The organism is Streptomyces chrestomyceticus JCM 4735, from assembly GCF_003865135.1.
Classification (GTDB): Bacteria; Actinomycetota; Actinomycetes; order Streptomycetales; family Streptomycetaceae; genus Streptomyces; species Streptomyces chrestomyceticus.
The window spans coordinates 8,146,111-8,172,002 of the sequence record NZ_BHZC01000001.1; the positions used below are offsets into that span (position 1 = coordinate 8,146,111).

The following is a 25,892-nucleotide window of genomic DNA, read 5'->3' on the forward strand; positions in this document are numbered from 1 at the left end:
TGACGGCACGGTGACGCCATGACCACAGACGGCACGGCCAGGCCCGGGCGGGGGGACGCCAGTTGGTACGACGACGAGGCGGGCCCCGTGGTGCGCCCCTACGCGATGACCCGCGGCCGGACCAGCACCGAGGCCGAACCGCGGCTCGACCTGATCGCCCTGGTGATCGCCGAGGACCGGCAGGGCGAACCGTTCGACGACCAGACCCTGTCGCCGGAGCACGTGGACATCGTCGGCCTGTGCCGCGACGCCCCGCTGTCCGTCGCGGAACTGGCCGCCGAACTGGACCTGCCGCTCGGCGTCGTACGGGTCCTGATCGGTGACCTGCTGGACGCGGAGCTGGTCCATGTGAGCCGGCCCGTGCCCCCGGCGGAACTGCCCGACGAGCAGATCCTCCGCGAGGTGATCGACGGGCTCCGGGCGCTGTGACCGCGCGGGCGCGCCGCCGCACGGCGGTGCCGTCCGCGGCCGGCACCCCCACGAACTGCGAGGACCGAGGAATGCGAGAGAACAGCACCAGCGGCGAACCGGGAGAAGACGGCCATGGTCTTCGGGCGCTCTGAACGACGCCGCAAGCAGGACGCCCCCGACCCCGTCACCCTCAAGATCCTGGTGGCGGGCGGCTTCGGGGTGGGCAAGACGACCCTGGTGGGCGCGGTCAGCGAGATCAAGCCGCTGCGTACCGAGGAGCGGCTGACCGAGGCGGGCCGGCCGGTCGACGACCTCGCCGGGGTGGAGGGCAAGCGGACCACCACCGTCGCCATGGACTTCGGGCGCATCACGCTCCGCGAGGACCTGGTGCTCTACCTCTTCGGCACGCCCGGCCAGGACCGCTTCTGGTTCCTGTGGGACGAGCTGGCCCGCGGCGCGCTCGGCTCGGTCGTGCTGGCCGACACCCGGCGCCTGGAGGACTCCTTCGCCGCCATCGACTACTTCGAGCGCCGCGGCATCCCGTTCATGGTGGCCGTCAACTGCTTCGACGGCGCGGAACGCTATCCCGCGGAAACGGTGCGCGACGCACTGGACCTGGACCCCGAGGTACCGGTGATGCTCTGCGACGCCCGCGAGAAGGACTCCGCCAAGGACGTACTGATCGCGGTCGTGGAACACGCGATGCACATCAGCGCCCGGCGGCGGGAGCCCGCACTGCCCTGAGGCACGCCGGGCCCGCGCGCCCGTAAGGCGCCGCAAGCACGGCCCGCACCCCGCCGTCCGGGGTGCGGGCCGTACGCCTGCCGGGACGGCTACGAACCGGTGCCGCCCGCCTCGTGCCACCCGAAGCTCCGCTCCACCGCCCGGCGCCAGTTGCCGTACTCACGCTCCCGCGTCGGCCCGTCCATCCGCGGTGTCCACTCGGTGTCCCGCTTCCAGTGCGCCGTCAGCTCGTCCAGGTCCGCCCACACCCCCGTCGCCAGCCCGGCCGCGTACGCCGCGCCCAGGCACGTCGTCTCCGCGACCACCGGCCGGATCACCGGTACGCCCAGCACGTCCGCCTGGTGCTGCATCAGCAGGTTGTTGACGGTCATGCCGCCGTCCACCTTCAGCGCGGTGATCTGCACGCCGGAGTCCTGGTACATGGCGTCCACCACCTCGCGCGTCTGCCAGCTCGTGGCCTCCAGCACCGCACGCGCCAGATGCGCCTTGGTGACGTAACCCGTCAGCCCGGTGATCACACCGCGCGCGTCCGACCGCCAGTACGGCGCGAACAGCCCGGAGAACGCCGGGACGATGTACGCCCCGCCGTTGTCCGGCACCCGCGCCGCCAGATCCTCGATCTCGTCGGCCGAGTCGATGATCCCCAGTTGGTCCCGGAACCACTGCACCAGCGCACCGGTGATCGCGATCGAACCCTCCAGGCAGTAGACCGGTGCCTCACCGCCGAGCTGGTACCCCAGCGTCGTCAGCAGCCCGCTCTTGGACGGCACCGGCCGCTGCCCGGTGTTCAGCAGCAGGAACGAGCCCGTGCCGTACGTGTTCTTGGCCTCGCCGACCCGGTAACAGGTCTGCCCGAACACCGCTGCCTGCTGGTCGCCCAGCGCCGCCGCCACCGGCACACCCCGCAACTGGCCCACCGCCGTCCCGTACACCTCCGCCGACGACCGGATCTCCGGCAGCACCGCCTCCGGCACCCGCATCGCGGACAGGATCGCGGTGTCCCACTGGAGCGTGTGCAGATTCATCAGCATCGTGCGCCCGGCATTGGTGACGTCCGTGACGTGCACCCCGCCGTCCGTACCGCCCGTCAGCTTCCAGATCAGCCAGGAGTCGACGGTCCCGAAGGCGATCTCCCCGGCCTCGGCCCGCGCCCGCAGCCCCGGCACGTTGTCCAGCAGCCAGGCCACCTTGGGCCCGGAGAAGTAACTGGCCAGCGGCAGCCCGGTGGCCTCGCGGAAGCGGTCCTGGCCGTCCGTGCCGCCCAGCTCGTGACAGAGCTGCGCGGTACGGGTGTCCTGCCACACCACCGCGTTGTGCACCGGCTTGCCCGTGGAGCGGTCCCACAGCACCGTGGTCTCGCGCTGGTTGGTGATGCCCAGCGCGGCGAGCTGGTCGGCGCGCAGCCCCGCCTTGGCGAGCGCGCCCGCCACCACCGCCTGCACCTTGGCCCAGATCTCCTCGGCGTCGTGCTCCACCCAGCCGGGCTTGGGGAAGATTTGCCGGTGCTCGCGCTGGTCCACGGCGACGGTCGCGCCGTCCTGGTTGAAGATGATGCAGCGGCTGGAGGTGGTGCCCTGGTCGATCGCGGCGACGTACCTGTCCGTGCTGCCGTCCGTCATGACGTCTCCTGATTCCTCGTAGCGGGTCGGGCCGGGCGCCGTGCGCGGACGGTCAGAAGACCGCGGTGAACACCAGGCCGGAGAGCACCGCGCCGATCAGCGGACCGGCCACCGGAATCCAGGCGTAGGACCAGTCCGAGGTGCCCTTGTTGGGGATGGGAAGCAGTGCGTGGGCGATCCGCGGCCCCAGGTCACGGGCCGGGTTGATGGCGTAGCCGGTGGGCCCGCCGAGGGAGAGGCCGATGCCCACCACCAGCAGGGCGACGAGCAGGACGTTGATCCCGGACCCGTAGACACCGGCGTCCGCGCCGGGCACCCGCCCGATGCCGATGCCCTCGTTCTTGCCGAAGAACAGCAGGGGCAGCACCAGCGCCACGGTCGCGATGATCTCGGTGACGAGGTTGGCGGCCGGACTGCGGACCTCGGGGGCGGTGGCGAAGATCCCCAGCGTCGGCTGGGCCTTGTCCGCCTCCCGGTTGGCCGCGAACTGCGCGTAGTACAGCGCCCAGGCCAGTACGGCGCCGAGCAGCGCCCCCACCATCTGGGCGGCGACGTACAGCGGCACCTTCGACCAGGGCGTACCGCCCGCGACCGCCGACCCCAGCGTCACCGCCGGATTCAGGTGCCCGCCGGACAGCGGCGCCGCGCTGTAGGCCCCGGCGAGCACGCCGAGACCCCAGCCGAACGCGATGACGACCCAGCCCGCGGCCTTCGCCTTGGAATGGTGCAGGGTGACGGCGGCGCACACGCCGGCACCGAAGAGGATCAGAAGGGCGGTACCGATGACCTCACCGATGAAAATGTCCCCGTTGGCATACATGGCGGCTCCTAGTCCCTGGCCCGGGGCCGTGGCCCCGGTCCTCCGTGCAGGGTGCGTACTTCCCGGGCCACGGGGAGGACGGCGGGCGCTCGGCCGCCGCGCCCCGCGCGGCGTCCGCGTCGAGCGTGCCGGTGCGCCGGAACCGCCCCTGGGGAGTCGGGCAGCGCTCACCGCTGCCACGCGGCCGGATCACCCGGCGGTGGCGGTGCCGACGGACACCCGGCAGTGTTCACCGCAGGTGACGGGGCGTCAAGGGACCGGGTGGGGCGGCGTCCCGTCCCCGCGCCGCCGGCCCCGGCGCACCTCGTGCCCCGGCGCACCGGGCCGCCCCAGCACCCAACTGCCGACCCCCGTGAGGGACTTCGCGGCCTTCTTCAGCGGCGCCAGCGCCGCCGCGGACTGCGCGTGACCGGTCACGCTGCCCGGCGGGCACACCACCGTCGCCAGCGACAGCGTCACCGGCAGCCCGCCCGCCGACCACGGCACGTCCAGCACGGCCGCCGCGAACGGCTCCAGATCGTCCGGCGCGGCCAGCACCAGGAAGTCGTCCCCGCCGATGTGCCCCACCCGGGCCGAGGGCAGCTCCGCCGCCGTACGGGCCAGCACCTGCCCCACGGCCCGGATCAGCGCGTCCCCCGCCGCGAACCCGGCCCCGTCGTTGACCTGCTTGAACCGGTCCACGTCCAGCCAGCTCAGCGCGAACGCCCGGCCGTCCGCGATCCGCCGGTCCACCTCCGCGTTCACCGCGTCCGAACCGGGCAGCCGGGTCAGCGGATTGAGCCGCGCCGCCTCCTCCACCCGGCTCTCCGCCAGCGCCCGCAGGATGTCGGCCAGATGCACCACGCCCATGCAGCGGCCCTGGTCGTCCACCACCGCCACGTCGTCACCGGCCCGGTCCCGGTCGCCGTCCGCCGCCACGTCCAGCACCTCCCAGGCGGTGGCGTCGGCGCCGACCGTCCGCGGCCGGTCGGCCAGCCGCAGCGCCGGGCGGTCGGCGTACAGCGCGTGCCCGTAGCGCCCGGACAGCGACAGCAGGAAGCGGTCCCGGTCGATGGCCCGTACGGGTACGCCGTCCGGGTCCACCAGCAGCACGCCCGAGACCCCCGGGAAACCCGTCAGATGACTGCGCACCGCGCCCGCCGAGGCGGACATCGGCAGCAGTGCGGCGGGCTGGAGGAACTGCGTCACCGGCGGCCCGGCCGGCGGCTGGGCCGCGCCGGATGCGACGCCCCCGGCGTACCCGGTCGCCACCGGCCCGTACCCGTCGCGCGGCTCCGGCACATACACGTCGGCCGCCGGACGCCGGGCGGGCGGCGCGAACAGGAACCCCTGCGCGAGCTGGGCGCCCGCCGCACGCACCGCCGCGTACTGCCGCTCCGTCTCCACCCCCTCCACCGCCAGCACACTGCCCAGCACTTCGCAGAGCTGCCGCATCGCGGCCACGGCGGCCCGCCCGCCCCGGTCGCCGTCCAGCTCAGCGCAGAGCGACGCGTCCAGCTTCACCAGGTCGGGGGCGAGATCGCCGAGCAGCCGCAGCGGCAGGTCCCCGTCGCCCACCCCGTCGGCGCCGACGCGGTACCCGTCCTGCCGCAGCCCCGCCACCGCCTCCAGCAGCGCCCGCCGCGGTACGTGCGTGAACGGCCCGCCGACGTCGATGGTGATCTCCCACGGGCGGCGGCCCACGTCGTGCACCGCCTTGCGCAGCGCGGTCAGCCCCGGCAACTCGGCGAGGGTCGCCGCGAACACGTTGACGTGCAGCGGCAGCAGGGTTTCCTGGCGCGCGGCGGACCGTACGGCGAGCCCGGCCAGCTCGGCGTCCAGGTCGGCGGAGCGCCGCGCCGCCGTCAGCACGTCGCCGCGCTCGGGGCGGGCGAGTATCTCCAGGGCGGCGACCGAACCGGTCGACAGGTTCACGACGGGCTGGAAGGCGAATCGGAGCTGGTCCGTCCAGGCAGGCACGGCAGCAGAATGCCCACCGGGAACGCGCACGGTGCGTGGTTCACGCACTGTTCACGCACCCTTCCGGCGCACTCGAACGGGTGTCTTCGGGGGGCTCGCGGGCCCGCGTGGCCGCTCGGGTCCCTGCCGCACGGGTTCGCGCGGCCGCACGGGCCCCAGCCGCCCGGGGCCCGGTGGCCCGCGCCCCGGGCGCGCCTCACCGCACCACGACCACCGCCGAACCGTGCCCGAACAGCCCCTGGTTCGCCGTGATCCCGGCCCGCGCGCCCGGCACCTGCCGTGCCCCGGCCCGCCCGCGCAACTGCCAGGTCAGCTCGCAGACCTGCGCGATCGCCTGCGCGGGCACCGCCTCCCCGAACGACGCCAGACCGCCACTGGGATTCACCGGCAGCCGTCCGCCGAGCGCCGTCGCCCCCTCGCGCAGCAGCTTCGCGCCCCCGCCCTCGGCACACAGGCCGAGATCCTCGTACCACTGGAGCTCCAGCGCGGTGGACAGGTCGTACACCTCCGCCAGCGACAGGTCGTCCGGCCCCAGCCCCGCCTCCTCGTAGGCGGCTTCGACGAGGGACGGCCGGAAAGCCGCCGGCGGTTCCGGTACGGACGCCGCCGAGTCGGTCGCGATGTCCGGCAGGTCCAGCTCCGTACGGGGATAGCGCGGCGTCGCCGTGGCGACGGCCCGGATACGGACGGGGTCCGGCACACCCCGCCGCCGTGCGTAGTCCAGGCGGCACAGGACCAGCGCCGCCGCACCGTCCGACGTGGCGCAGATGTCCAGCAGTCGCAGCGGGTCGGCGACCACGGGCGACGCGGCGACCTCCGCCGCCGTCACCGGCTTGCGGTACCGCGCGTACGGGTTGAGCGCGCCCGCCGCCGCGTTCTTCACCTTCACCCGCGCGAAGTCGTCGGCCGTGTCCCCGTACAGGGCCATCCGGCGCCGGGCGTACAGCCCGAAGTAGGCGGGATTGGTCGCGCCCAGCAGCCGGAAGCGCAGCCAGTCCGGATCGTCGGGCCGGTCGCCGCCCGCCGGGGCGAAGAAACCTTTCGGAGCCGCGTCCGCGCCCACCACCAGCACCACGTCCGCCAGCCCCGCGAGAAGCTGCGCCCGCGCGGCGGCGACCGCCTGCGCCCCGGAGGCACACGCCGCGTAGACACTCGTCACCCGCGCGCCCTGCCAGCCCAGCGCCCGCGCGAACGTCGCGCCCGCCACGTACCCCGGATAGCCGCCGCGCACGGTGTCCGCACCGACCACCGACTGCACATCGGCCCACTCCAGCCCCGCGTCGGCCAGCGCCGCCCGCGCCGCCACCGTTCCGTACTCGACGAAGCCGCGGCCCCACTTGCCCCAGGGGTGCAGGCCCGCCCCGAGGACGGCGATGTCACCGGTCACGGCGACCTCCCGCCCCGACAGCTCCGTACGCCCCGTCGGCCCCGTCTGTCCCCACCGGCCGCCACCACCACGTCGTCCACACGGTCTCCGCGTCCTCGCCGAGCACCCCGGGCACCAGCTCGGCCTCCATGCCCACCCGCAGAGCGGCCACGGACACCCCCGGCGCGGCCTGCCCCAGCACCACCGTCCGCTCCGCCGCCAGCTCCACCGCGATCAGCGTGCGCGGCTGCCACGGCACCTCGGGGTCCGAGACGTAGGGCGGCGGCGGCCGGTAGCGGCCGTCCGTGTACGACCAGACCGTGCCGCGCGGCGACAGCGGCACCTCGGTCAGGTCGGTCCCGTCGCAACTGGGGGCACGGCAGAAGAAGTCCTCACGCGGGAAGAACACGGCACCGCAGGTACCGCACCGGGTCCCCAGGAGCCGGAAGCCCGCACCGGTGTCCACCTCGGTGAACCACCCCGGCACCACCGGCTTGCGTAAGCGCGCCACGAAACCTCCCGACACCGGCAACGGCTCGCCCCGACGGGTAAACTGACGGGCCGTCAGGAGTCTGGCACGTGACGGACGGCCGACGGAACCCCGCTGCCGCGCCACCGCCCCCGGCGCACGAAAGGATCATGCTGTTCTTCCCGAAACCGGCTGAACCGGATACCCCCGCACGGCGTCCACCAAGGCAGGGCCGGGGCGCGGGATCCACGGGGGTGGTTCCGCGCCCCGGCCGACTCGTACTCGGTTACGGCCGTTCAGCGATGGCCGTTCAGCGACGTCCGCTCAGCGACCGCCGCGAGACCGGGAAGTCGAAATACGTGTCCGGGAACGTCTCCGGCGTGAAGGTGTAGTGCCACCACTCCTTGTCGTAGTTGCGGAACCCGGCGCGCTCCAGCCCCTGCTTCAGCAGCAGCCGGTTCGCGCGCTGCTGTCCCTGCACCCGAGGGTCGAGGGTGTGCGCGAGTGTGTCGAAGCAGTCGAATCCGGTCCCCATGTCGAGCGAGTTGTCGGGGAAGCGTTCCTTCTTGGGCGCGTAGCACTGCGTCAGCGGCTCGCCGGGGATGTACGGCCGGGTGGGCAGGCCGGGCAGCCGGACCAGCGTCAGGTCGACGGTGCTGCCGCGGCTGTGCCCCGACTTCTCGGCGATGTAGCCGTCACGGAAGAGCGTCGACTTGTCGATCCGTGGATAGAACTCGCCCTTCATCCGCTGGTTGCCCAGATCCTCGGCCCAGTCCACGAAGTGGTTCACGGCGCGCTGCGGCCGGTAGCAGTCGTACACCTTGAGCGTGTAGCCCTGCCGCAGGAAGGAGCGCTGGGCCCGGTGCAGCGCCCGCGCCGCGTCCCGGGTCAGGATGCACAGGGGCTGCCGGTAGCCGGTGACCGGTACGCCCATGAAGTTGTGCGGCGTGAAGTACCGCATCTCCTGGCGGATCGTCGGGTCCACGTCGCGCAGCGCGACGAATTCCCTGGGCGCGGGCGCGGCCGTGGCTGTGGAGGGTGCGGCGCCGCCCGAAGGGCTCGGCTCGGCGGCGGCCCCTCCTGGTGGCACGGCCGCAGAGGTCAGAGCGAGGGCCGTGGCGGCCACGGCGAGGCCGCGCAGCGCGGCAGCGAGTCTCGGCATGGCACCCGTCTACCACCGGCACCGCGCCACACGGAAGACGATCGGCACCGCCTGTCGGAGAAGAAGCTCAGCAGGCGCTGCAGGCGCAGAAGCCGTCACAGGGATAGCGCCAGAGATATCCGCAGGACCGCTGGTACACGCGGCAGTTGCACCGGCCTTTCATGCACTGGTTGTCGTGGCAGGCACTGCTGGAACAGTAGTTGGATTCGACGCTGCAATTGCAGTTCAGAGCCTTTGCGCCGCGCTTCCCGGAGGTCTCGGCGGGGCCGAGTGTCGCGAACAGCAGGTTCGCCGCCGCGCGCCCGAAATGCCGGTCGGCGGACTCCCGGAGGGCCCGCTCGGCAGGCCCCGGGTCAGCCACCCGGTCGAAAGCGAAACTGCTCTCCTGCGCGGCGATGCGGTGCACTTTTTCGAGTACGTCGCTCTGTTCCGGGGAAAGGCCGGGGTGGGCCCGGCGGTAGCGCGCGAGTTGTTCCACCCAGAGCCGGCTGCGGGCCGGGGGCGGCAGTGCGGCCCAGATGGCCTGGCGGTAGGGCAGGGGATGGGCGGTCAGCGCGTCGTAGTCCTGCGGGAGGCTGTCGCGGTGGTCCTCGACCCACTGCTCGGCCTCGTCGTGCCCGGCGGCGGCGTGCGCCGCGTGCGCCTTCGTCCGCCCCGCGCCGAGGAGCAGTCCCGCGGTGACCGCGGCGCCACCGGCGAGCCGGAGGAACTGCTGGCGCCCGTGACCGCCGTCCGTACGGGGCGGCCGGCGCAGGTCGTTGAGGGCGCCGACGGTACGGACGGTCGCGCGCAGCCCCAGCCTCCGGACGAGTGCCACGGCCATTCCCGGACCGGCCCAGGCGCGTACCCGGTCCTGCTCCACCCGTAGCAGCGTCGGTTTTCAGGGCGCCGGTTCGCCGAAACTCTCCGCGCGCCAGCGGCGTACGTCCTGATGCATGAGCGACAACAGTTCGACTTTCCCTCCGCAGGCGCGCTCGACCGCTTCGGAGACTTTCCTGCACTGCTCGCACGAGGCGTCGAAGGCCAACACCCACCGCGTTGCCGGATCGCTCATGTCGCCCCTCGTCCGCTTTTACGGAAGGATTCTCCGGTAAAAGTAACGTACCGGGAAAATGGGCGGCAATAGAACAGGAATAGAAGGCCGTCACACTCTTCCGCCGACGGTGTCCCGGGCGCCCTGGACCGGGACACCCGGAATACCCGGGACACCGCCGTGCGCCGTCACACTCCGGCGGCGGGTAGCTCCCCGGCAGCCGTCACTCTCCGGCAGCCACCATCTCCACCACCGCCAGATCGCCCGCCGGATGCACCCCCGCCACCCGCAGCCCGGCCTCTTCCGCGAGCGCCGTCAACTCCGTCACCCCACGCTCCCGCGCCCCGAAGTACACGCACACCCGCAGGTCCATACCCGTGTGCACCGACTCGCCGTCCACGCCGAACCGTTCCACGACCAGGACCCGCCCCCGCGTCCCCGCCGCCTCGGCACACCGGCGCAGGATCGCCCGCGCCGCGTCGTCGTCCCAGTCGTGCAGGACCGCGGAGAGGACATAGCCGCCCGCCCCGGCGGGCAGCGCCTCGAAGAAGTCACCCGCCACCGCGTCCGCGCGTCCGTCCAGCCCGGCCGCCGCCAGCGTCCCGCGCGCCGCCCGTACGGTCTCCGGCTGGTCGAACACAGTGCCCCGCAATCCGGGATGCGCGGCGAGCACCGCCGCGAGGAACGTGCCGTTGCCGCCCCCGACGTCCACGATCCGCCCCAGCGCACCCCAGTCGTAGGCGGGTACGACGGTCTCGGCCCACCGGGTGACATCGACGCCCATCTGCGCGTCGTAACCGGCGGCCCGCGCCGGGTCCGTCTTCAGGTCGTCCCAGAAGGAACGCCCGAACTGCCGCGGAAACGCCGCCTCACCCGTCCGCACGGAGTGGGGAAGTGCCACGAACGCCAGGTCCGCCCGGCCGATGGCACTCTCCACGTCCAGCATCCGCCGCGCGCCGGACGGGTGGTCGTCGCGCAACTCCTCGCCGCGCGGCAGCAGCCCGTAGCGGCCCTCCTCGTCGCGGCTGAACACCTCGACCGTCACCAGGTGCCGCAGCACCCGGTCCAGCACCCCGGCGTCGGCCTCCGTGATCGCGGCCAGCTCCCGCGCGGTCCGCGCTCCGTCCGCCAGATGGTCGGCCACCCGCAGCGTCGCCACGGTCCGTACCGCCATCGGCGTCACCAGGTCCGCGATGTCCCAGATGCCCCGCCCGTTCCCATCCGTCACTTCCCGAGTCCCCTCTGCGCGTCGTGCCCGGCCGCCGCGGTCACGGCCGCCGTCGCCCTCGCCGGCGCTGTCACTGCCGCTGTACGAACGGACCAACCTAGGCAATCCGCCGCCTGCCGCCTACCCGTGGCCGCCCGCCGACCCGCGCACCCGCACCCGGTAACCGACCTCGCCACCGCCTTGGCGCTCGACGACCACCTCCCCGTCCTCCAGCCGCGTGGCGAAACGCTCGACCGCCGGCCGCTGCCAGCCGTCACCGGCGTCCGGCACGACCAGGCCGCCGCCTTCGCGGCCCTCCTCCGGGGCCCACACCTCCAGCTCCGTCGCACCGTCCGCGTCCGCCACCGGCAGCACCGCACCGGCCCGCGCCAGCACCGGAATCCGGGACAGCGGCGCGTCCACCAGCACCTGCCCGGGTCCCTCGTACGCCCGCCCGTCCGCCGTGTCGTACCAGCGCCCGCGCGGCAGCCGCACCGCCCGTTGCGTCACCCCGGGCCCCAGCACGGGCGCCACCAGCAACGCGTCCCCCAGCAGGAAGGCGTCCTCGCAGTCGCGCAGCTTCCGGTCGCGGGGGGTGTTCCACCAGACGGGACGTACGTACGGCGCTCCGGAGAGGCGCGCGAGCTGCGCGAGCGTCACGAAGTACGGCAGCAGCCGCATCCGCTCCAGCAGCGCCGCCCGCGCGTGCTCCAGCACTTCGGGCCCGTACTCCCACGGCTCCCGCCGCCCCGCGGTCATCGCCGAGTGGGTACGGAACAGCGGCAGGTACGCGGCCGTCTGGAACCACCGCAGATACAGCTCCGGTGACGGCACCCCCGAGAACCCGCCGACATCCGGCCCGCTGTACGGCACCCCGCACAGCCCCATCCCCAGCACCAGCGACAACGAGGCCCGCAGCCCCGGCCACCCGGTGGCCACATCCCCCGACCACGTCCCCCCGTACCGCTGCATCCCCGCCCACCCGGAGCGCGAGAACAGGAAGGGGCGCTCCTCGGGACGCAGCTCCAGCAGCCCGTCGTACCCGGCGCGCGCCATCGCCAGCCCGTACACGTTGTGCGCCTCCCGGTGGTCGCCGCCCCGGCCCTCCAGCGCGTGCCGCGCCGAACGCGGCAGCGACGGGTCGCCGAACGCCGCGAACGACACCGGCTCGTTCATGTCGTGCCACACCCCGGAGAACCCCTGGGCCAGCCGCTCCGCGTACAGTCCGCCCCACCACTTGCGCACCCGCGCGTCCGTGAAGTCCGGGAACACCGCCTCGCCCGGCCACACCACGCCGCGCACCTCCCGGCCCCGCGCGTCCCGTACGTACGCGTCCGCCGCGGCCCCGCCCTCGTACACCGCGTTGCCCGGCTCGGCCTTCACCCCGGGATCGACGATCGACACCAGCCGCACCCCCTCCTCGCGCAACTCCCGTGCGAGACCGGGCAGGTCGGGAAAGGCCGTACGGTCGACGGTGAAGACGCGATGGCCGTCGTAGTGGTCGATGTCCAGATGTACGGCGGACAGCGGCAGCCCGCGCTCCCGGTAACCGGAGACGACCCGCCGCACCTCCGCCTGGCTGCCGAAACCCCACCGGGCGTGCTGCGGACCCAGCGCCCAGCGGGGCGGCAGCGCGGGCGCCCCGGTCAGCGCCGTCCAGCCGAGCAGGACACGGGCGGGCGTACCGGCCAGCACCCAGTACCGCAACGGGCCGCCGTCCATCCGCAGTTCCGAGCAGCCCGGCCGGTCGTGTCCGGAGCCCGCCCCTCCGCCCCTTCGCGCAGCGTCACCGTGCCGTCCCACGAGTTGTCGTGGAAGACCAGGTGCGTACCGGCGTCCGCCACCACGAGCTGCACCGGCATCGTCACGGACAGCGGATCGTCGCCCGGCACGAACGCGCCGCCCGGGTCGGTGTTCCACAGCCGGTACGTGCCCGCCCGCAGCCGCGGCCCCGCCGACCGGCCGCCCAGCCCGAAGAACCGGGCGTCCGCGGCCACCTCGGACCGCTGCACCCACCGGGAGTCGCCGGGCCGCTCGCCGGGCGCGCCGCTGCCGCCCCCGGAGGCCCCGGCGGTCCCTTCGCTTCCGGTCCCCGCACTTCCGGACCCTTCGCTTCCGGTCCCCGCACTTCCGGACCCTTCGCTTCCGGTCTCCTCACTTCCGGTCCCTCCGCTCCCGTCCCCGGGCACCCGGTCCCACCAGCGCGGCGGCAGCTCCCGCCGCAGCACCACACCGCCCGGCGTCCGCACCTCCACCGCACCGAGCCGCGACACCGTCACCGTCACCCGCTCCGACACGACCCGCCAGCCGCCCTCCGTACCGGGCTCCAGCACCGCCCGCGCGTCCGGCTCCGGGCACGCCCCGGCCAGCGCGTACGACGGCTCCGGCGCCGCGTCGTCCCAGCCGCAGAAGACCGCGCCGCCCGCCGCCACCCGCACCCGCAGCGACGAACGCGCGAAATGCACCACTCCGCCGCCCGGCTGCGGCTCCGCACCCACCGCCGTCCCCGGCACCCGCGCCCGCTCCCGGCCGCCCCGCGGCAGCCCCAGCGCGTCCGCACGGCGCCGCCGCCACGCCGACCGCCACGTCCGCAGCCCCCGTACCGATCCCAGTGCCCTGACGGCCCGGACCGCACCGGCCGTCCCGTCCCACCGCGGCCACCGCGCCGACCGCTCTTGATCACGCCCGTCCATGCTGCTCAGCCTGCCATCGACGGCCCGTGACAGGTGCGTCGTTCAGCCCCCGTTCACCTGGGGTGAACCAGGACCTCACTCGCGGCACACCGGTGACGGCCACGCAGCCGGTTCCGGCCACCGGGCCGCTTCCTGCGCGCCCCCACGTCCCGAATGTGCGGCCGACCCTGGCGCAGAAGTCGATCACGTGGCATCGTCCTGCCCAGCCGTGTCACACGCACGCGCCCCCGCGCTGCGCCGGGGCGACCCCCTCGGCCGTACGGGGGCCACGCACACCGCGTACCGCACGCCCACACCGCGTCCACGCAACGCCGCGTACAGCCGGGAGCCGATCATGACCACCGCACCGCAGTCCGACCCGCAGCCGGAACCCCTGTGGCAGCCCGGCCCGGACCGCATCGCCGGCGCCCAGCTCACCCGGTTCCACGACTGGGCGGCGGCCCACCACGGCGCCCCCGCCCGCACCGCCGGCGACCCGGTGGCGGACTACGCCGCGCTGCACCACTGGTCCGTGACCGAACTGTCCCGCTTCTGGCAGGCCGTCGCCGCCTGGTACGACGTCCGCTTCAGCACGCCGTACGAGACCGTCCTGGCCGACCCCGCGATGCCCGGCGCCCGCTGGTTCCCCGGCGCCACCCTCAACTACGCGGAGCACGCGCTGCGCGCCGCCGAGGACCCGGCCCGCGCCGACGCGCCCGCCCTGCTGCACGTGGACGAGACCCACGACCCCGCCCCCGTCACCTGGGCCGAGCTGCGCGCCCAGGTCGGCGCCCTGGCCGCCGAGCTGCGCCGCCTCGGCGTACGCCCCGGCGACCGGGTCAGCGGCTACGTCCCTAACGTCCCGCAGGCCGTCGTCGCCCTCCTGGCCACCGCCGCCGTCGGCGCCGTCTGGACCTCCTGCGCCCCCGACTTCGGCGCCCGTAGCGTCCTGGACCGCTTCCAGCAGGTCGAGCCCGTCGTGCTGTTCACGGTCGACGGCTACCGCTACGGCGGCAAGGAACACGACCGGCGCGAGACCGTCGCCGAACTCCGCCGCGAACTGCCCACCCTCCGCGCCGTCGTCCACATCCCCCTCCTGGGAACCCCCGCCCCCGAAGGCGCCCTGGAGTGGTCCGACCTGACCTCCGTCGCCACCGAACCGGTCTTCGAGCAGGTCCCCTTCGACCACCCCCTGTGGGTCCTGTACTCCTCCGGCACGACCGGCCTGCCCAAGGCCATCGTGCAGTCCCAGGGCGGCATCCTCCTCGAACACCTCAAGCAGACCGGCCTGCACTGCGACCTCGGACCGGACGACCGTTTCTTCTGGTACACCTCCACCGGCTGGATGATGTGGAACTTCCTCGTCGCCGGCCTCCTCGCGGGCTCCACGATCGTGCTTTACGACGGCAGCCCGGGGCACCCCGACACCGCCGCCCAGTGGCGGATCGCCGAACGCACCGGCACCACCCTCTTCGGCACCTCCGCCGCGTACGTGATGGCCTGCCGCAAAGCCGGCGTGCACCCCGGGCGCGACTTCGACCTGACCACCGTCAAGTGCGTCGCGACCACCGGCTCCCCGCTGCCGCCCGACGGCTTCCGCTGGCTGCACGACGAGGTCGCCGCCGACCTGTGGATCGCCTCCGTCAGCGGCGGCACGGACGTCTGCAGCTGCTTCGCGGGCGCCGCGCCCACCCTGCCCGTCCACATCGGCGAACTCCAGGCCCCCTGCCTCGGCACCGACCTCCAGGCCTGGGACCCGCACGGCAAGGCGCTGACCGACGAGGTCGGCGAGCTGGTCGTCACCAACCCGATGCCGTCCATGCCCATCCACTTCTGGAACGACCCCGAGGGCACCCGGTACCACGAGAGCTACTTCGACACCTACCCCGGCGTCTGGCGGCACGGCGACTGGATCACCCGTACCGCGCGCGGCACCGTCGTCATCCACGGCCGCTCCGACTCCACCCTCAACCGCCAGGGCGTACGGATGGGCTCGGCGGACATCTACGAGGCCGTCGAACGCCTCCCCGAGATCCGCGAATCCCTCGTCATCGGTCTCGAACTCCCCGACGGCGGCTACTGGATGCCGCTCTTCGTCCACCTCGCGCCCGGCGCCACGCTCGACGACGCCCTGCGCGACCGGATCAAGCGCACCATCCGGGCGCAGTGCTCCCCGCGCCACGTTCCCGACGAGATCATCGAGGCCCCCGGCGTACCGCACACCCTCACGGGCAAGCGGATCGAGGTCCCCGTCAAGCGCCTCCTCCAGGGCACCCCGCTGGAGCAGGCCGTGAACCCTGGATCGGTCGACAACCTCGAACTCCTGCGGTTCTACGAGCGGATCGCCGCCGAGCGCGCGGCCGCCGAGGGCGCGTGACCGGGCGCGGACGGTAGCGGGCGGGCCGTCGCGGGCGGCCGTTGTCAGACCCTCCGATTACTCTCAGTCACAAGTGAGGCTCGCCGAGCGAGCAGCACACACCGACCGAGGGGGAGTCATGACCACACCATCCCGACGCACCGCACGCACCGCACCCACTGCTTCGAGCGGCCCCGCCGCCCGCCGCATGCTGCGCCGCGAGATCCCGAGCACCGCCGCCGTCCTGGCGGACGCCCAGGATTTCGCGGCCATGCGCCGCTACCGCACCTTCCCGTTCGACGACCACACCGCCTACCTCCAGCAGATGGAGGCCCTGCTGCGCTCACTGACCGCCCAGGGCATCCACACCACCGTCGCCCTCTTCGACCCCGTCGCGTACGAGACCTACTGCACGGACACGGACCTGGACCCCGACCGCCCCGACAGCCGCTCCCGCTACACGGCCGAAGTGGCCTGCACCGGCGCCACCCTGCCGTACACCGGCGAATCCCTGTCCCGGCTGCTGCCCGTCCTCATCGACGAAGCGGAACGCCAGGCGATGTGGGACCGCGCCACCGCACTCCTCGCCCGCACGGGAGCCTGCGCGGACTGCGGCGAGGACCTGGCGCGGGCCGCCTTCGCCCGCGCCTCCCGCGCCGTCACCGGCCTGCTGGACGCCCTCGGCGACGGCACCCACCACCTGGTGTGCAGCGTCCCCGCGAGCGGCACCCCGCTCCTCGCCGTGCTGCACGCCGACTCCCGCGACGACGGCCGGCTGGAGCTGTCCGAAGCCGCGACGCTCGTCTTCTGCACGGTCCTCGCCGCCGGCGTCGCCCTGCGCAGCCCCGGCGGCATCGTGTCCCGTACGGCCGAGACCGCCGGGCGCGACACGGTCCGCGGCTGGGTCCTCCGCGACGCCTGGCTGCACCCGCTCAGCGCCGCCGAGGTCTTCACGGCCTACTGCACGGACGCCGACACCGGCGAACCCGTCCCGCCCGAGCCCGGCGTCGACTACCACGCGGGCCTCGCCCTTCCCGACCCACCACCTACGGACGGACACGACCACAGCCACCACTGACACAGCGGCCGCCGCGCCGCGCCCCGCCACGAACGCCGGGCGGCCGCGCGGCCGAAAACGCCGGACGGCCGCCCCGCCACAAGGGCGGGACGGCCGTCCGTACCAGCGTTGTACCGCTTCCTCGGCGAGGTCCGGCCGGTCACTCCCGGTCCGGGCCCCGCCGGGGATCACTCCCCGGAGAGCACCGCCTGCGCGGCGGCGCGCGCGTCCTCGGCGGTGTCCGCGGCCCGCGCCGCGGCGGCGGCACGCTCGCACTGGGCCAGCGTGTGCTTCGCCAGCGTCGCGCGCACGTAGGGGATCGACGCCGCGCCCATGGACAGGCTCGTCACGCCCAGACCCGTCAGCACACACGCCAGCAGCGGATCGGAGGCCGCCTCACCACAGACACCGCAGCTCTTGCCCTCGGCCTTCGCCGACTCGGCCGACAGCGCCACCAGGTCGAGCAGCGCCGGCTGCCACGGGTCCTGCAGCCGCGAGACCGCACCGACCTGACGGTCGGCGGCGAAGGTGTACTGCGCCAGGTCGTTGGTGCCCAGCGAGAGGAACTCGACCTCCTGGAGGATCGACCGGGCGCGCAGCGCCGCGGACGGAATCTCCACCATCGCGCCGAACTTGGCCTGCAGCCCGGCCTCGCGGCACGCGTCCGCGAACGCCTTGGCGTCGGTCCGGTCGGCCACCATCGGCGCCATGACCTCAAGGTAGACCGGCAGCCCCTCGGCGGCCTGGGCCAGCGCGGCCAGCTGCGTACGGAGCACCTCGGGGTGGTCCAGCAGCGTCCGCAGACCCCGCACGCCCAGCGCCGGGTTCGGCTCGTCACCCGGCGTCAGGAAGTCCAGCGGCTTGTCCGCGCCCGCGTCCAGCACGCGCACCACGACCCGGCCCTCGGGGAAGGCCTCCAGCACCTTGCGGTACGCCTCGGCCTGCTTCTCCTGCGACGGCGCCTGCTTGCTGTCGTCCAGGAAGAGGAACTCGGTACGGAACAGCCCGACACCCTCGGCGCCCGCCTCCACGGCCGCCGGCACGTCCGAAGGACCGCCGACGTTCGCCAGCAGCGGCACCTTGTGCCCGTCCGACGTGGCACCCGGGCCGGTCGAAGCCGCCAGCGCGGCCTTGCGGGCCGCGGCGGCCTGCTCCAGCTCCGCGCGCTTCTCGGCGCTCGGGTCCACGAAGATCTCGCCCGTGCTGCCGTCGACGGCGACCACGGTGCCCTCGACCAGCTCGCCCGCGCCCGGCAGCGCGACCACGGCCGGCACCCCCAGCGCCCGCGCGAGGATCGCGCTGTGGCTGGTCGGCCCGCCCTCCTCGGTCACGAAGCCGAGCACCAGCGTCGGGTCCAGCAGCGCCGTGTCGGCCGGCGCCAGATCGCGCGCGATCAGTACGTACGGCTCGTCGCTGTCCGGCACACCCGGCATCGGCACGCCGAGCAGCCGCGCGACGATACGGTTCCGCACGTCGTCGAGGTCCGCGACACGCCCGGCCAGGTACTCGCCGGCGCCTGCCAACAGCGCCCGGTAGGCGGCGAAGGCGTCGTAGACACCGCGCTCGGCGGTGCTGCCCACGGTGATGCGCCGCTCGACGTCGGCCATCAGCTCCGGGTCCTGGGCCATCATGGCCTGGGCTTCCAGCACTGCCTGGGCCTCGCCGCCCGCCAGGTTGCCCCGCGCGATGAGGTCGGCGGCCACAGCTTCCACGGCCTTGCGGGCACGCCCCTGTTCGCGCTCCGCTTCCTCGGCGGGAATCTGCTTGGCCGGCGGTTCGAGGACCGCCGTACCCATGTGCCGCACCTCGCCGATCGCCACACCGTGGCTCACGCCGACGCCTCGCAGCGTTGTCTCCATCTCACCCGTCTCCGGTCGATGCGGCGGTCACTGCCGCCGCGGTGGTTGTCGTACGTGCCGTCGGAACGGCAGCAGGGGCTACTGCCAGCTGAAGAGCGGCTCGCCGGCCTTGACGCCGCCGTCCTCGACGACCTCGCCGAGGGAGTCGGCGGTCGCCTCCAGCGCGACGACCGGGCAGACCGGCGACTTGCCGGCCTCTTCGACGGCGGCCGGGTTCCAGCGCACGACGGCCTGGTTACGGGTGACGGTGTCGCCCTTGTTCACGAGCAGCTCGAAGCCCTCGCCGTTGAGCTGCACGGTGTCGATACCGAGGTGCGTCAGCACGCCGTGGCCCTCGCTGTCGACGACGACGAACGCGTGCGGGTGCAGCGAGACGACGACACCGTCGACGGGCGAAACGGCCTCGGACGGCTCACGCACCGGGTCGATGGCGGTGCCGGGACCCACCATCGCGCCGGAGAACACCGGGTCGGGCACGGCCGCGAGTCCGATGGCGCGTCCAGCGAGCGGGGACGTCACGGTGGTCATGGGAGTCCTCCCAGGGGTGGAGATCTTTCAGGCCGCCGTCACTACCTGTCCTGGACGGCGCACCGATCAGAGCGTAAGTCATAAGAAGTGAGGGTTCCGCACGCGCGACACCACCCCCGGAGCGGCGCCCCCGGGGAATCGATTTGCCCCGCCCGACGCGGCCCTGTACTGTCTGACACCTGCCCCGGTCCGACAGAACGCGATCACTTCGCGGAACGGACGGCGGGCGGCACTCCTTCAGAACTGATCGAGATTTTCGACCTCGTTTCTGCATGTCTGCGGAAAACACGGTGGTCCGGAAGCCCGAAACGGCCTGATAGAGTGGTGGAACACCGAAGGGAAGCGCCCGGAGAGCCTGGTGAAACAGGCACAAAGGAAGCGTCCGTTCCTTGAGAACTCAACAGCGTGCCAAAAGTCAACGCCAGATATGTTGATACCCCGTCCACCGGCAGCAGCCGGAGGATGAGGTTCCTTTGAAAAGCCCACCAGCATCCACGCGGTGCGGGTGGCACACACAGCGAGGACGCTGTGAACAGGAAGCCTATTCCGCTTCCTGTTCCGCTCTCGTGTGTGTTGACCCGATTACGGGTAAACATTCACGGAGAGTTTGATCCTGGCTCAGGACGAACGCTGGCGGCGTGCTTAACACATGCAAGTCGAACGATGAACCTCCTTCGGGAGGGGATTAGTGGCGAACGGGTGAGTAACACGTGGGCAATCTGCCCTGCACTCTGGGACAAGCCCTGGAAACGGGGTCTAATACCGGATACGACACGGGATCGCATGATCTCCGTGTGGAAAGCTCCGGCGGTGCAGGATGAGCCCGCGGCCTATCAGCTTGTTGGTGGGGTAATGGCCTACCAAGGCGACGACGGGTAGCCGGCCTGAGAGGGCGACCGGCCACACTGGGACTGAGACACGGCCCAGACTCCTACGGGAGGCAGCAGTGGGGAATATTGCACAATGGGCGCAAGCCTGATGCAGCGACGCCGCGTGAGGGATGACGGCCTTCGGGTTGTAAACCTCTTTCAGCAGGGAAGAAGCGCAAGTGACGGTACCTGCAGAAGAAGCGCCGGCTAACTACGTGCCAGCAGCCGCGGTAATACGTAGGGCGCAAGCGTTGTCCGGAATTATTGGGCGTAAAGAGCTCGTAGGCGGCTTGTCACGTCGGATGTGAAAGCCCGGGGCTTAACCCCGGGTCTGCATTCGATACGGGCAGGCTAGAGTTCGGTAGGGGAGATCGGAATTCCTGGTGTAGCGGTGAAATGCGCAGATATCAGGAGGAACACCGGTGGCGAAGGCGGATCTCTGGGCCGATACTGACGCTGAGGAGCGAAAGCGTGGGGAGCGAACAGGATTAGATACCCTGGTAGTCCACGCCGTAAACGTTGGGAACTAGGTGTGGGCGACATTCCACGTCGTCCGTGCCGCAGCTAACGCATTAAGTTCCCCGCCTGGGGAGTACGGCCGCAAGGCTAAAACTCAAAGGAATTGACGGGGGCCCGCACAAGCGGCGGAGCATGTGGCTTAATTCGACGCAACGCGAAGAACCTTACCAAGGCTTGACATACACCGGAAAACCCTGGAGACAGGGTCCCCCTTGTGGTCGGTGTACAGGTGGTGCATGGCTGTCGTCAGCTCGTGTCGTGAGATGTTGGGTTAAGTCCCGCAACGAGCGCAACCCTTGTTCTGTGTTGCCAGCATGCCCTTCGGGGTGATGGGGACTCACAGGAGACTGCCGGGGTCAACTCGGAGGAAGGTGGGGACGACGTCAAGTCATCATGCCCCTTATGTCTTGGGCTGCACACGTGCTACAATGGCCGGTACAATGAGCTGCGATACCGCGAGGTGGAGCGAATCTCAAAAAGCCGGTCTCAGTTCGGATTGGGGTCTGCAACTCGACCCCATGAAGTCGGAGTCGCTAGTAATCGCAGATCAGCATTGCTGCGGTGAATACGTTCCCGGGCCTTGTACACACCGCCCGTCACGTCACGAAAGTCGGTAACACCCGAAGCCGGTGGCCCAACCCCTTGTGGGAGGGAATCGTCGAAGGTGGGACTGGCGATTGGGACGAAGTCGTAACAAGGTAGCCGTACCGGAAGGTGCGGCTGGATCACCTCCTTTCTAAGGAGCACTTCTTACCGGCCTTCGGGCTGGTCAGAGGCCAGAACATCGGCGAATGTCCGGTGCTGGTTGCTCATGGGTGGAACGTTGACTACTCGGCACACTTGACTCACTGGTTACTAGTACTGCTTCGGCGTGGAACGTGTCAGGGGGGCGAGGGTGTCGGGCACGCTGTTGGGTGTCTGAGGGCACGGACTGAGAGTCTGTACCTTCAAACGCCGGCCCCAGTGAACCGGTCCGTCAGGACTGGGTGGTGGGTGGCTGGTCGTTGCTTGAGAACTGCACAGTGGACGCGAGCATCTGTGGCCAAGTTTTTAAGGGCGCACGGTGGATGCCTTGGCACCAGGAACCGATGAAGGACGTGGGAGGCCACGATAGGCCCCGGGGAGCTGTCAACCGAGCTTTGATCCGGGGGTGTCCGAATGGGGAAACCCGGCAGTCGTCATGGGCTGTCACCCATACCTGAACACATAGGGTATGTGGAGGGAACGCGGGGAAGTGAAACATCTCAGTACCCGCAGGAAGAGAAAACAACCGTGATTCCGGGAGTAGTGGCGAGCGAAACTGGATGAGGCCAAACCGTATTGGTGTGATACCCGGCAGGGGTTGCCAGTGCGGGGTTGTGGGATCTCTTTTCTGCAGTCTGCCGGCTGTGGGACGAGTCAGAAACCGTTGATGTAGGCGAAGGACATGCGAAAGGTCCGGCGTAGAGGGTAAGACCCCCGTAGCTGAAACATCAGCGGCTCGTTTAAGAGACACCCAAGTAGCACGGGGCCCGTGAAATCCCGTGTGAATCTGGCGGGACCACCCGCTAAGCCTAAATATTCCCTGGTGACCGATAGCGGATAGTACCGTGAGGGAATGGTGAAAAGTACCGCGGGAGCGGAGTGAAATAGTACCTGAAACCGTGTGCCTACAAGCCGTGGGAGCGTCGCGCAAGAACTTGTTCTTGCGTCGTGACTGCGTGCCTTTTGAAGAATGAGCCTGCGAGTTTGCGGTATGTTGCGAGGTTAACCCGTGTGGGGAAGCCGTAGCGAAAGCGAGTCCGAAGAGGGCGTTGAGTAGCGTGCCCAAGACCCGAAGCGGAGTGATCTAGCCATGGGCAGGTTGAAGCGGAGGTAAGACTTCGTGGAGGACCGAACCCACCAGGGTTGAAAACCTGGGGGATGACCTGTGGTTAGGGGTGAAAGGCCAATCAAACTCCGTGATAGCTGGTTCTCCCCGAAATGCATTTAGGTGCAGCGTCGTGTGTTTCTTGCCGGAGGTAGAGCACTGGATAGGCGATGGGCCCTACCGGGTTACTGACCTTAGCCAAACTCCGAATGCCGGTAAGTGAGAGCGCGGCAGTGAGACTGTGGGGGATAAGCTCCATGGTCGAGAGGGAAACAGCCCAGAGCATCGACTAAGGCCCCTAAGCGTGTGCTAAGTGGGAAAGGATGTGGAGTCGCAGAGACAACCAGGAGGTTGGCTTAGAAGCAGCCATCCTTGAAAGAGTGCGTAATAGCTCACTGGTCAAGTGATTCCGCGCCGACAATGTAGCGGGGCTCAAGCACACCGCCGAAGTCGTGTCATTGCAGCATGAGACCTAACGGTTGCTGTGATGGGTAGGGGAGCGTCGTGTGCCGGGTGAAGCAGCACCGGAAGGTAGTTGTGGACGGTTCACGAGTGAGAATGCAGGCATGAGTAGCGATACACACGTGGGAAACGTGTGCGCCGATTGACTAAGGGTTCCTGGGTCAAGCTGATCTGCCCAGGGTAAGTCGGGACCTAAGGCGAGGCCGACAGGCGTAGTCGATGGACAACCGGTTGATATTCCGGTACCCGCTTTGAAGCGCCAAACATCGAATCAGGCGATGCTAAGTCCGTGAAGCCGCCCTGAGCTCTTCGGAGCGTAGGGGAGTGGTGGAGCCGATGATCCAGACTTGTAGTAGGTGAGTGATGGGGTGACGCAGGAAGGTAGTCCAGCCCGGGCGGTGGTTGTCCCGGGGTAAGGGTGTAGCCCGTCATCTAGGCAAATCCGGATGACATGGAGGGTGAGACCTGATGCCGAGCCGATTGTGGTGAAGTGGATGATCCTATGCTGTCGAGAAAAGCCTCTAGCGAGTTTCATGGCGGCCCGTACCCTAAACCGACTCAGGTGGTCAGGTAGAGAATACCGAGGCGTTCGGGTGAACTATGGTTAAGGAACTCGGCAAAATGCCCCCGTAACTTCGGGAGAAGGGGGGCCATTGCTGGTGATGAGTCTTGCACTCTGAGCTGGTGGTGGCCGCAGAGACCAGCGAGAAGCGACTGTTTACTAAAAACACAGGTCCGTGCGAAGCCGTAAGGCGATGTATACGGACTGACGCCTGCCCGGTGCTGGAACGTTAAGGGGACCGGTTAGCTCCATTTCGGTGGGGCGAAGCTGAGAACTTAAGCGCCAGTAAACGGCGGTGGTAACTATAACCATCCTAAGGTAGCGAAATTCCTTGTCGGGTAAGTTCCGACCTGCACGAATGGCGTAACGACTTCTCGACTGTCTCAACCATAGGCCCGGTGAAATTGCACTACGAGTAAAGATGCTCGTTTCGCGCAGCAGGACGGAAAGACCCCGGGACCTTTACTATAGCTTGATATTGGTGTTCGGTTCGGCTTGTGTAGGATAGGTGGGAGACTGTGAACTCGTCACGCCAGTGGCGGGGGAGTCGTTGTTGAAATACCACTCTGGTCGTGCTGGATGTCTAACCTGGGTCCGTGATCCGGATCAGGGACAGTGTCTGGTGGGTAGTTTAACTGGGGCGGTTGCCTCCTAAAGAGTAACGGAGGCGCCCAAAGGTTCCCTCAGCCTGGTTGGCAATCAGGTGTTGAGTGTAAGTGCACAAGGGAGCTTGACTGTGAGACTGACGGGTCGAGCAGGTACGAAAGTAGGGACTAGTGATCCGGCGGTGGCTTGTGGAAGCGCCGTCGCTCAACGGATAAAAGGTACCCCGGGGATAACAGGCTGATCTTCCCCAAGAGTCCATATCGACGGGATGGTTTGGCACCTCGATGTCGGCTCGTCGCATCCTGGGGCTGGAGTCGGTCCCAAGGGTTGGGCTGTTCGCCCATTAAAGCGGTACGCGAGCTGGGTTTAGAACGTCGTGAGACAGTTCGGTCCCTATCCGCTGTGCGCGTAGGAGTCTTGAGAAGGGCTGTCCCTAGTACGAGAGGACCGGGACGGACGAACCTCTGGTGTGCCAGTTGTCCTGCCAAGGGCATGGCTGGTTGGCTACGTTCGGAAAGGATAACCGCTGAAAGCATCTAAGCGGGAAGCCTGCTTCGAGATGAGGGCTCCCTCCTCCTTGAGAGGGTAAGGCTCCCAGTAGACGACTGGGTTGATAGGCCAGATATGGAAGCCTGGTAACGGGTGGAGTTGACTGGTACTAATAGGCCGAGGGCTTGTCCTCAGTTGCTCGCGTCCACTGTGTTAGTTCTGAAGTAACGAACTCGCCTTGTCGGCTGGAGTTCATCTTCATAGTGTTTCGGTGGTCATAGCGTTAGGGAAACGCCCGGTTACATTTCGAACCCGGAAGCTAAGCCTTTCAGCGCCGATGGTACTGCAGGGGGGACCCTGTGGGAGAGTAGGACGCCGCCGAACAATTTTTGATAGTGGGAAGCCCCGCACCGTATGGTGCGGGGCTTTCTGCGTTTGTACCCCCGGCGCCGGCCGGAGCCCGGAAGGCGTCCGGCAGCACCGGCGGACCGCCCACCGGTTATGTGCGGTGTTGTCATGCGGTATCCGGACAGGGACCCGCGGTGTGCCGGGCCGGAGCGGCCAGGTAAGGTCAGGGGGCATCGTCGGTACGTTCCCACAGGAGGCCCCCGGGTGGAGGTCCAGGAGACGCGCGTCCAGACGGATCGTGTCCTCACCATCCCGAACATTCTGAGCATGGCTCGCCTCGTCGGCGTGCCGGTGTTCCTGTGGTTGATCCTGTGGAAGGAGTTCGGCGGCCCGGACACCAAGTACTGGGCGCTGCTGGTCCTGGCACTGAGCGGCATCAGCGACTACCTCGACGGCAAGCTGGCCCGCCGCTGGAACCAGATCAGCAGCCTCGGCCGGATCCTCGACCCGGCCGCCGACCGGCTGTACATCCTCTCCACCCTGGTGGGCCTGACCTGGCGCGGAATCCTTCCGCTGTGGGTCACCGCGGCCCTCCTGGCGCGCGAACTGATGCTGCTGATCGCGGTCGCGGCCCTCGCCCGCCACAAGTACGGCCCTCCCCAGGTGAACTTCCTGGGCAAGGCGGCTACATTCAACTTGATGTATGCCTTCCCGTTGCTGCTGCTCAGCGACGGAGAAGGCTGGCTCCACACGCTCGCTGAAATTTTCGGATGGGCGTTCGCCGGATGGGGTACAGCACTGTATTGGTGGGCAGGGATTCTCTATGTGGTCCAGGTCCGCCGGATCATCAAGGTGGACACCAAGGCCGACTGAACTCGCCGAAAGACTTCGCACCCGGCCCACCGGGTGCGAAGACGGAGAACAGC

Annotated in this window: 16 protein-coding genes, 3 rRNA genes and 1 pseudogene; 8 read left to right on the plus strand and 12 right to left on the minus strand. The window is 70.0% G+C overall.

Annotated features, from left to right (window positions below):
* Positions 1–18 precede the first annotated feature (18 nt).
* Complete coding sequence (locus EJG53_RS35665; protein ID WP_125048366.1) at positions 19–429, plus strand: DUF742 domain-containing protein; 411 nt, start codon at positions 19–21, stop codon at positions 427–429.
* Positions 430–543: 114 nt separating this feature from the next.
* Positions 544–1,155, plus strand: a complete 612-nt coding sequence (locus EJG53_RS35670) for a GTP-binding protein (RefSeq protein ID WP_031002215.1) — start codon at positions 544–546, stop codon at positions 1,153–1,155.
* An 89-nt stretch (positions 1,156–1,244) separates the two neighbouring features.
* Here the strand turns inward: EJG53_RS35670 and glpK are convergent, their stop codons facing one another.
* From glpK to EJG53_RS35715, 10 genes and pseudogenes are all read right to left on the minus strand, one after another.
* Entirely contained in the window at positions 1,245–2,774 is a 1,530-nt protein-coding gene (gene glpK / locus EJG53_RS35675; protein ID WP_031002217.1) for a glycerol kinase GlpK, read from the minus strand.
* Between the two features lie 52 nt (positions 2,775–2,826).
* Positions 2,827–3,594 (minus strand): MIP/aquaporin family protein, encoded by a 768-nt coding sequence (locus EJG53_RS35680; RefSeq protein WP_125048367.1) that lies wholly within the window; start codon positions 3,592–3,594, stop codon positions 2,827–2,829.
* Between the two features lie 249 nt (positions 3,595–3,843).
* Positions 3,844–5,553 (minus strand): GGDEF domain-containing protein, encoded by a 1,710-nt coding sequence (locus EJG53_RS35685; protein WP_125048368.1) that lies wholly within the window; start codon positions 5,551–5,553, stop codon positions 3,844–3,846.
* A 196-nt stretch (positions 5,554–5,749) separates the two neighbouring features.
* Entirely contained in the window at positions 5,750–6,940 is a 1,191-nt protein-coding gene (locus EJG53_RS35690) for a lipid-transfer protein (protein ID WP_125048369.1), read from the minus strand.
* Positions 6,930–7,430: a Zn-ribbon domain-containing OB-fold protein gene (locus tag EJG53_RS35695; protein WP_167515218.1), complete on the minus strand. Its 501-nt coding sequence runs from the start codon at positions 7,428–7,430 to the stop codon at positions 6,930–6,932. Before EJG53_RS35695 ends, EJG53_RS35690 begins: the two co-directional genes overlap by 11 nt.
* Positions 7,431–7,698: 268 nt before the next feature.
* Positions 7,699–8,550 (minus strand): M15 family metallopeptidase, encoded by an 852-nt coding sequence (locus EJG53_RS35700; RefSeq protein ID WP_125048370.1) that lies wholly within the window; start codon positions 8,548–8,550, stop codon positions 7,699–7,701.
* A gap of 67 nt (positions 8,551–8,617) precedes the next feature.
* Complete coding sequence (locus tag EJG53_RS35705) at positions 8,618–9,412, minus strand: bacteriocin fulvocin C-related protein (RefSeq protein WP_125048371.1); 795 nt, start codon at positions 9,410–9,412, stop codon at positions 8,618–8,620.
* An 18-nt stretch (positions 9,413–9,430) separates the two neighbouring features.
* Positions 9,431–9,604 (minus strand): hypothetical protein, encoded by a 174-nt coding sequence (locus tag EJG53_RS40815; protein WP_154806422.1) that lies wholly within the window; start codon positions 9,602–9,604, stop codon positions 9,431–9,433.
* Positions 9,605–9,806: 202 nt separating this feature from the next.
* Positions 9,807–10,811, minus strand: coding sequence for a methyltransferase (locus EJG53_RS35710; RefSeq protein WP_125048372.1), 1,005 nt, complete (start codon positions 10,809–10,811; stop codon positions 9,807–9,809).
* Between the two features lie 120 nt (positions 10,812–10,931).
* Positions 10,932–13,483 (minus strand): annotated as a pseudogene (locus tag EJG53_RS35715) (glycoside hydrolase family 31 protein).
* Positions 13,484–13,817: 334 nt separating this feature from the next.
* On the opposite strand from EJG53_RS35715, the gene EJG53_RS35720 reads away from it, so the two are divergent.
* Entirely contained in the window at positions 13,818–15,839 is a 2,022-nt protein-coding gene (locus tag EJG53_RS35720; protein ID WP_125048373.1) for an acetoacetate--CoA ligase, read from the plus strand.
* 118 nt (positions 15,840–15,957) lie between these two features.
* Positions 15,958–16,896: a hypothetical protein gene (locus EJG53_RS35725; protein WP_125048374.1), complete on the plus strand. Its 939-nt coding sequence runs from the start codon at positions 15,958–15,960 to the stop codon at positions 16,894–16,896.
* 167 nt (positions 16,897–17,063) lie between these two features.
* On the opposite strand, the gene ptsP is transcribed toward EJG53_RS35725, so the two are convergent.
* Positions 17,064–18,734: a phosphoenolpyruvate--protein phosphotransferase gene (gene ptsP, locus EJG53_RS35730; RefSeq protein ID WP_125048375.1), complete on the minus strand. Its 1,671-nt coding sequence runs from the start codon at positions 18,732–18,734 to the stop codon at positions 17,064–17,066.
* Between the two features lie 78 nt (positions 18,735–18,812).
* On the minus strand, positions 18,813–19,262 hold the full coding sequence (locus EJG53_RS35735) for a PTS sugar transporter subunit IIA (RefSeq protein WP_125048376.1): 450 nt from the start codon (positions 19,260–19,262) through the stop codon (positions 18,813–18,815).
* Positions 19,263–19,857: 595 nt separating this feature from the next.
* On the opposite strand from EJG53_RS35735, the gene EJG53_RS35745 reads away from it, so the two are divergent.
* The 4 genes from EJG53_RS35745 to EJG53_RS35760 all read left to right on the plus strand — a co-directional run bounded on the left by EJG53_RS35745 (position 19,858) and on the right by EJG53_RS35760 (position 25,839).
* A 16S ribosomal RNA gene (locus EJG53_RS35745) occupies positions 19,858–21,386 on the plus strand.
* A 304-nt stretch (positions 21,387–21,690) separates the two neighbouring features.
* Positions 21,691–24,811: ribosomal RNA gene (locus EJG53_RS35750) — 23S ribosomal RNA — on the plus strand.
* A gap of 74 nt (positions 24,812–24,885) precedes the next feature.
* Positions 24,886–25,002: ribosomal RNA gene (rrf, locus tag EJG53_RS35755) — 5S ribosomal RNA — on the plus strand.
* Together the 16S, 23S and 5S rRNA genes form the textbook arrangement of a ribosomal RNA operon.
* A gap of 228 nt (positions 25,003–25,230) precedes the next feature.
* Positions 25,231–25,839 carry a CDP-alcohol phosphatidyltransferase family protein gene (locus EJG53_RS35760; protein WP_031005205.1) on the plus strand — a complete coding sequence of 203 codons (609 nt, stop codon included), beginning with the start codon at positions 25,231–25,233 and terminating at the stop codon, positions 25,837–25,839.
* Positions 25,840–25,892: the final 53 nt, after the last annotated feature.

Bases quoted from the DNA above. Each gene is read 5' to 3' on its own strand.
- EJG53_RS35700 (WP_125048370.1), bottom strand. From the start codon at position 8,550: ATGCCGAGACTCGCTGCCGCGCTGCGCGGCCTCGCCGTGGCCGCCACG.
- EJG53_RS35680 (WP_125048367.1), bottom strand. From the start codon at position 3,594: ATGTATGCCAACGGGGACATTTTCATCGGTGAGGTCATCGGTACCGCC.
- ptsP (WP_125048375.1), bottom strand. From the start codon at position 18,734: ATGGAGACAACGCTGCGAGGCGTCGGCGTGAGCCACGGTGTGGCGATC.
- EJG53_RS40815 (WP_154806422.1), bottom strand. From the start codon at position 9,604: ATGAGCGATCCGGCAACGCGGTGGGTGTTGGCCTTCGACGCCTCGTGC.
- EJG53_RS35720 (WP_125048373.1), top strand. From the start codon at position 13,818: ATGACCACCGCACCGCAGTCCGACCCGCAGCCGGAACCCCTGTGGCAG.
- EJG53_RS35735 (WP_125048376.1), bottom strand. From the start codon at position 19,262: ATGACCACCGTGACGTCCCCGCTCGCTGGACGCGCCATCGGACTCGCG.
- EJG53_RS35725 (WP_125048374.1), top strand. From the start codon at position 15,958: ATGACCACACCATCCCGACGCACCGCACGCACCGCACCCACTGCTTCG.
- EJG53_RS35670 (WP_031002215.1), top strand. From the start codon at position 544: ATGGTCTTCGGGCGCTCTGAACGACGCCGCAAGCAGGACGCCCCCGAC.
- glpK (WP_031002217.1), bottom strand. From the start codon at position 2,774: ATGACGGACGGCAGCACGGACAGGTACGTCGCCGCGATCGACCAGGGC.
- EJG53_RS35665 (WP_125048366.1), top strand. From the start codon at position 19: ATGACCACAGACGGCACGGCCAGGCCCGGGCGGGGGGACGCCAGTTGG.